Origin of the sequence: uncultured Acinetobacter sp. (assembly GCF_947626835.1) — a bacterium.
GTDB lineage: Bacteria > Pseudomonadota > Gammaproteobacteria > Pseudomonadales > Moraxellaceae > Acinetobacter.
On sequence record NZ_CANQTS010000006.1, the window covers coordinates 94,628 to 101,681 of the forward strand.

Annotated in this window: 5 protein-coding genes and 1 pseudogene; 2 read left to right on the forward strand and 4 right to left on the reverse strand. The window is 37.2% G+C overall.

Annotated features, from left to right (window positions below; translation table 11 throughout):
- Window positions 1–18: 18 nt before the first annotated feature.
- Genes accC through aroQ form a run of 3 tightly spaced genes read right to left on the reverse strand, consistent with a single transcriptional unit; the run spans window position 19 to window position 2,299 of the window.
- A complete protein-coding gene (accC, locus tag Q0Z55_RS04975; protein WP_297425014.1) occupies window positions 19–1,386 on the reverse strand; it encodes an acetyl-CoA carboxylase biotin carboxylase subunit in 1,368 nt (455 codons plus the stop codon).
- 22 nt (window positions 1,387–1,408) lie between these two features.
- On the reverse strand, window positions 1,409–1,831 hold the full coding sequence (accB, locus tag Q0Z55_RS04980) for an acetyl-CoA carboxylase biotin carboxyl carrier protein (RefSeq protein WP_297425017.1): 423 nt from the start codon (window positions 1,829–1,831) through the stop codon (window positions 1,409–1,411).
- A gap of 18 nt (window positions 1,832–1,849) precedes the next feature.
- A complete protein-coding gene (gene aroQ, locus Q0Z55_RS04985; RefSeq protein ID WP_297425020.1) occupies window positions 1,850–2,299 on the reverse strand; it encodes a type II 3-dehydroquinate dehydratase in 450 nt (149 codons plus the stop codon).
- Window positions 2,300–2,951: 652 nt separating this feature from the next.
- Here aroQ and Q0Z55_RS04990 point away from each other — a divergent pair.
- Entirely contained in the window at window positions 2,952–3,713 is a 762-nt protein-coding gene (locus tag Q0Z55_RS04990; protein ID WP_297425022.1) for an alpha/beta fold hydrolase, read from the forward strand.
- 110 nt (window positions 3,714–3,823) lie between these two features.
- Here the strand turns inward: Q0Z55_RS04990 and Q0Z55_RS04995 are convergent.
- Window positions 3,824–5,149 (reverse strand): annotated as a pseudogene (locus tag Q0Z55_RS04995) (ISNCY family transposase).
- A 672-nt stretch (window positions 5,150–5,821) separates the two neighbouring features.
- Here Q0Z55_RS04995 and Q0Z55_RS05000 point away from each other — a divergent pair.
- Window positions 5,822–6,898: a putative zinc-binding metallopeptidase gene (locus Q0Z55_RS05000; RefSeq protein WP_297425024.1), complete on the forward strand. Its 1,077-nt coding sequence runs from the start codon at window positions 5,822–5,824 to the stop codon at window positions 6,896–6,898.
- The last annotated feature ends 156 nt before the right edge of the window (window positions 6,899–7,054 follow it).

Sequence of the window (7,054 nt, forward strand, 5' to 3'; positions counted from 1 at the left end):
AGCGGCTTTTTTTAGCACTTAAACCACTTTTTCAGCATAAGCTTCAAGTTTTTTGAGTAAATGTTTTTCAAGATAGTGAATATCCATCGCTTGTTTACAGAAGTTTTCATCTTCTAAAATCAACTCACGATGTAGTGGAATATTGGTTTTAATGCCACTTAAAATAGTTTCGTCTAGCGCTTGCTTCATACGGGCAATCGCTGTGTCACGATCCTTACCATGTGCAATGATTTTAGCAATCATTGAGTCATAATAAGGTGGAATGCTATAACCTTGGTAGATATGCGAATCTAAGCGAATACCTGCACCACCTGGGGCATAAAATTGTTCAATTTTACCCGGAGATGGAATAAAAGTGGTTGGGTCTTCAGCATTGATACGACATTCAATGGCATGACCTTTACAGATCACATCTTCTTGTTGAATATCAAGACCCAAACCTGCAGCAATACGTAACTGCTGTTCAATGATGTCAATACCTGTAACTTGTTCTGTCACAGGATGTTCAACTTGAACACGGGTATTCATTTCAATAAAGAAGAATTCACCATCTTCGAATAAAAATTCAAAGGTACCTGCACCACGATACTGCATTAACTGACAGGCATGTACACACGCTTCTAAAATTTGTGCACGTGCTTCTTCAGGCAGATTTGGGGCAGGGGCTTCTTCGAGTACTTTTTGATGACGACGTTGTAATGAACAGTCACGATCAAATAAGTGAATCGCATGACCTTGGCCATCCGCTAATACTTGCACTTCAACATGGCGCGGCTTTTGTAAGAAACGTTCCATATAGACCGTATCATCACCAAACCACATCTCAGCATCACGTTGCGCAGCTTGTACAGATTCAAGTAAGGTATCTACACGCTCCACAATACGCATACCACGACCACCACCACCAGAAGCTGCTTTTACAATCAATGGAAAACCAATCTTTTTAGCTTCTTCTAAGGCATTTTGTGTGGTCACTGCATGGGCAGAACCCGGTACAGTAGGTACACCTGATTTACGCATGGCAGTAATGGCAGAAACTTTATTACCCATTAAACGAATATGTTCAGGACGTGGGCCAATAAAGATAAAACCTGAGTTTTCTACAATTTCTGCAAACTCAGCATTTTCAGATAAAAAGCCATAGCCTGGATGAATCGCATCAGCACCTGTAATTTCTGCCGCTGTGATAATCGCAGGAATATTTAAATAGCTTTCACTACTTGCACCTGGACCAATACACACAGCTTCATCACAAAAGCGTAAGTGCATTAAATCTTTGTCAGCATCTGAATAAATACCAACCGTTTTAATGCCCAACGATTTACATGCACGGGTGATGCGAAGTGCAATCTCACCACGGTTTGCAATTAATACTTTTTGCAACATTATCGTTCCTCGTGGTGATGACTTAAGCGCGATAACGGAAAAGTGGTTGACCAAACTGAATCACTTCACCATTTTTGACTAAAATTTCTTCAACCACACCGCTTTGCGTTGCTTCAATCGGGTTCATGATTTTCATGGCTTCAATAATACCCAAAGTTTCACCCGCAGTAACAGTTTGACCCACTTTCACAAAAGGCGCTTCACCTGGGCTTGATGCTGCATAAAACACACCTACCATAGGTGAAGTCTCAACAGCACCGCGTGGTGCAGATTTTGCTGCTACAGGTGCAGCAGCGCCCGGCGTTGGCATTGCCGCAACTGGTGCTGCAACTACAGGCACGCGGCGTGTTAACGCGATTGATTGATCACCTTCTTTTACTTCAATCGCTTGGAGATCAGATTCAATCATCAGGTCGATGAGTTTTTTAATTTTACGAATATCCATGGTTCAAGTTCCTGAGTATTAATGAGATGGTTGAAGATGTTGAATAACATAATCGACAGCAGCAGCGTAGCCTTTGGCACCTAGGCCACAAATTACGCCCACTGCTTTGTCAGATAAATAAGAATGATGTCTAAAACTTTCGCGTGCATGTACGTTAGACAAGTGCACTTCAATAAATGGAAGATCCACGCCCAATAAGGCATCTCGTAATGCCACAGAGGTATGCGTCAAAGCTGCAGGGTTAATCACAATAAATGCAACCCCTTGCTGTTTTGCAGCATGAATCCGATCTACAATGGCGCCTTCCCAATTGCTTTGAAAAGTCTCTAATTCAATATGATGTTGTTGAGCTTGCTGAATAAGTTGCTGGTTAATATCTTCTAATGTTAAATAACCATAAACCTCTGGTTCACGTTGTCCAAGTAAGTTTAGATTTGGGCCGTGAATGACCAAAATGGTTGAACTCATTCAAATTACTCCAAGATTAAATCTGCAATATGTTTATGTAAGATCGCAACAAGATTTGCGCTATTATTGCATATTTTAAGACACCTAGTATTTAACTTGTCAATTTATAGGAAAATACTAAGTGTGTTTTTCAGGTCATATATTGTAAATTTTGCAAGTATTTCACAATGTTAAAAACTTCCATTTTTTAATTTTTTTCTGCCAGTTTTAGATATTTCTATTTCATTAAAATAGACAAAAGTGCTCATTTCATGGAGAGTAAAACCCTATATTTTATTTATACTGAGCTTAGTAATTGGGTGACATTTATAAACTTTTAACACTTTGAATACTATGGCAAGATATGTCATTATTTAAAAATTGCTTTAAAAATAGTCAATTGATTGAAAAATAACAGTAAAAAACACAAAGAAATATTTTAAAGATAAAATCCCAATAATTTACCTATGCATGTTATCGCTTATAAAATAAGGTAGGATTGACCAACATGTTCATTGCTTTACTTAAAAAGAACATCATCAAATCTGCCAAAGTAGGGTAGATCCAAAGTAATAAAATGCTTAAATAAATGTAGATGGGATATTTGAGGCTACTTGATTAAATTGATAAATCTAACCACTATATCTGCTGTTTTTTTCAGTTAATCAAAAATATGCAACTTCATTATCAATATCATACTCAAGAAGGTCAGACCGAGACTTTAGTTTTTCTCCATGGATTATTTGGTAGTTTAAGTAATTTAGGAATGTTGGCACGTGCTTTACAAGACCAATATGCTACTTTGCAAATTGATTTAAGAAATCATGGTTTATCAGCACATTCAGATCAGCATGATTATGATGCATTAGCGCAAGACGTTTTGGATACCTTGAATCACTTAAATGTTAAAAAATTTCATGTGATTGGTCATTCTATGGGGGGGAAGGTGGCCATGCGTTTGGCAGACATAGCAGCAGAGCGCTTAGATAAACTTGTGGTTTTAGACATTACACCAATTTCATCAAAAGATTATCATCATAGTGAAATTTTTAAAGCATTAATTGCAGTAGAGCAAGCAAATATTACAACGAGACAACAAGCCACAGAAATTATGCAGACATTTATTGATGAACCCATGGTGATTCAATTTCTATTAAAATCTTTTAACAAAGGGAAGTGGTTGTTTAATGTATTATCTTTGCAAAATAATTATGTCAATATTTTAGATTGGAAACGGCAAGCAGCATGGCATAAACCAGTATTGTTTTTGCGTGGTGAACGTTCAGACTATATTTCTAAGCCTGAGCATTTTATGGCAATTGAACAACAGTTTCCACAAGCTCAGATTTCTATGATTAAGAATGCAGGTCACTGGTTGCATGGTGAAAAGCCACAGCAGGTTTTAGATGAAATCCAAACTTACTTGGCAAAATAATAAAATTAGCTAAAATTTATTTTAAAGATCTGTAGGTTATATAAAAAAGCGCTGAAAAAATTTCAGCGCTTTTTGGTGAATAATCATTGTTATTCCCAAGTAGAAATGTCCTAGATGGACATTTCCAAGTCAAGCACAGGATTCAACTTTCGTTGTTTGATTACTGTTTTTTGTGCTCGTCTTCTTGGCATCTTTTGAGAACGATTACGTTTGTATTATTGTTCCAATTACTCATGCTGTTGTTGAATATGTGCCAACACAGAACCCAAACGTTTATTCTCAACGATCTCTCGCTGGTTGAGCTGACTTAATTTATTGAAGATGCTGTAATTGATTTTTCTGCCTTGATGTTCAATCGCTACCGTACCATCCGGGTAGTCTAGAAACTCAATATATTTACCCATTAGCCTCTGATTTTCTTCTGTATTCTCTAAGAGATATACGCACTTATCATAAGTAATCGTCAAGCTGTTCGTGACCCTGCGGGGTTCACGCCAAGTAAAAATATCATCTAATTCTTCGGCTGTTTCTGTGACAGTCCGATGCAGATCCTTGGGATTAAAAGCCATCTTGGCAAATTTACGATTAAATTGCTCAATAAAGCAGTGCAACCACTTATTGGCATCTGCAATCGAACTGATGCCTTCTAGACGCATCTCTTTGATCAGACGGTCCTGAAGCGTTCTATTGGCACGTTCTACACGGCCTTTGGCCTATGGTGAATTAGCGAAGATGATATCGATATTGAGAGTACTGAGCACGCGTCCAAACTGGGTAATCTTGGTGTGTTTCTTGCTGCTTTGATTCACCCTGAAGACTGAATGTTTATCACTGTAAAAGGCCAATGGCTTACCATGCTGTTCGACATATAAACGTGTCGAAATCATATAGTCAAATGTTGATTCCGACTCACAGAATCGTAAATGCTGCAATTTTCCTGTGGCATCATCGATGAATACCAGCAGACAGCATTTAGCAGCGCGTCCTTCGAACCAATCATGGTGTGAGCCATCAATTTGGATCAATTCACCATAACAATCTCGGTTATAACGAGGCTGATATGGGCGTTTCAGGCGCTTGCAGCGAGGAATCCATAAATCGGCTGCAATCATCCAGGAACGCAAGGTTTCTACTGAAAGATCGAATCCATGTACGGTGGTGAGCTTTTCATGCGTTAAAGTGGGTCCGAAACCATAAAGCTGTTCTGAAACAATATTGAGGCACTTGAGCCTGAGTTCTTCAGGAAGCCTAGAGTTACTGGTTTGGCCACGACCAGCATGAGCTAATGCCATTGGGCCTTGAGCTTTGTATTTCTGCAATAAACGTCTGATCTGACGCTCTGAAATATGAAGTAGTTGAGCAGCCTGGGATTGAGTTATGCGTTGATCACAGATTTCCTGCAAGACCGACAATCGTTTAAGTTCTTTATCTGACATAGACACCAACATATCAAACCGTCCGCTAAGGAAATTGCAAAAGTGCATATTCTAAAAGCGGACATTTCTATTTGGGGCTTATAAGTTGATTTCGTATAATGAATATTATGTTAAATAATATCCATAAGACAAATCAAGATACCCTTTGATGAATATAACAGCTAACAAAAAAGCATTATGAGAAAATAAAACCATTATCCTGATGGAAGAAAATTCAAAATCTATATTTAAAGTAAAATTTTTTAAGCACCAATAGATACGTGATTATACAGATCTCTTTTCTTGATGATGGTTATGTTTTTCAATTAATAAGCCACCAAGCTAAAGGCCGAAAACTTAAAAGCTACTTTCTTTTATTAAGTATAAGAACATGCAAATAATTTTAATATTTAAGTAGCATTGTTTTTGTATGATGCGTTATATACGCATCATACAAAAATTTAAAGTATTGAAATTAATCATTAATTTTTAAATTTAATAAAATAATTAACCACGAAAAACACCATAATAAATAATCATTTTTAATGAAAACCCAGATTGAAATACCCCCTTAATAACCAATACCGACTTAAATGAAGAATTATGCAATTTCAGCACAAAAAATGAAGTGAATTATGCATAGATTTAAACCACAATAAATCATGCAGTTTTTTATATCATTTTGGATCAGCCATGCGCTATTTTTCATGCAGTCAATGTCATCATCAAATCTTTTATGCAAAAACCCATTGTGATACATGTCATTGCCGAATTGGCTACTCTGCACAACACCAAGAGCTATTGTGTCTGGATGAAATTACCCATGAAGTTTGGCAGGTAAAACATCAAGATAGATTCTTTGCCCAACAAAAATTTAAGCCTTGTTATAACAATAAAAATTATCAAATTTGCAACTGGATTTTAGATATAGACAGTGAGCAAATTTACTGTGAATCTTGTCAATTGACTCATATTATCCCACCCTTAGATCAAGCTGAAAATATTGAGTATTGGCGTCAGCTTGAACAAGCTAAACAGCGCTTTTTATATCTCGCTCAACGCTTGAATATTATGCCCAAACCTAAAAAACACGATGATGATCTGATTGGATTACGTTTTAACTTTCTCGTACCATTGAATGGTCAACATGTAATGACAGGTCATAGTCATGGCACAATTACCTTGAATGCACAAGAAGCCAATGTGATTTACCGGGAAACCACGCGGGTAAATATGGGAGAAAATTACCGAACATTACTAGGACATTTTCGACATGAGAGCGGTCATTATTATCTGCATTTAGTTGAAATCTTACATCCAAAATTAATTGATGAATTTAGACAGATATTTGGTGATGAACGCCAAGATTATAGTGCAGCACTCAAACAACATTATGAAAATGGCCCACCTTTAAATTGGCAGCAAGATTATATTAGTACCTATGCTACAGCACACCCCTGGGAAGATTGGGCCGAAACTTGGGCACATTATTTACATATAATGGAAACTTTGGAAACTGCATTTTATGCCGGCATAGCAGTCAATGCATCGCAAGGTCGACTTTCTAATCTTACTATAGATGAGTGTCCAATTGGTGCACAAAATTTTGAGAAAATTTTACACAGTTGGACCACCCTCACCTTTAATCTCAATGCCTTAAATCGCAGTATGGGGCTAGAAGATGCCTACCCGTTTACACTTTCCAACACAGTAAAAAATAAGCTAGGTTTTATTCATCAACATATACTTAATTGGTCCTTTCAAACATGAAGATCTTTGATGTTCTAGGTCTAGGTCTACTGCTATAGATTTCGAGAGGATAGCTGCACGATTCTGATGCATATCAGTGTAGAAAGGTAGGCAAAAAATGATTTCATACAAATTTCAGGCATAAAAAAAGGCCCCCTGATCAATGATCAGGGGGGG

Excerpts from the sequence above, each read along its gene's own strand:
- aroQ (WP_297425020.1), bottom strand. The coding sequence starts at position 2,299 with ATGAGTTCAACCATTTTGGTCATTCACGGCCCAAATCTAAACTTACTT.
- accB (WP_297425017.1), bottom strand. The coding sequence starts at position 1,831 with ATGGATATTCGTAAAATTAAAAAACTCATCGACCTGATGATTGAATCT.
- accC (WP_297425014.1), bottom strand. The coding sequence starts at position 1,386 with ATGTTGCAAAAAGTATTAATTGCAAACCGTGGTGAGATTGCACTTCGC.
- Q0Z55_RS04990 (WP_297425022.1), top strand. The coding sequence starts at position 2,952 with ATGCAACTTCATTATCAATATCATACTCAAGAAGGTCAGACCGAGACT.
- Q0Z55_RS05000 (WP_297425024.1), top strand. The coding sequence starts at position 5,822 with ATGCGCTATTTTTCATGCAGTCAATGTCATCATCAAATCTTTTATGCA.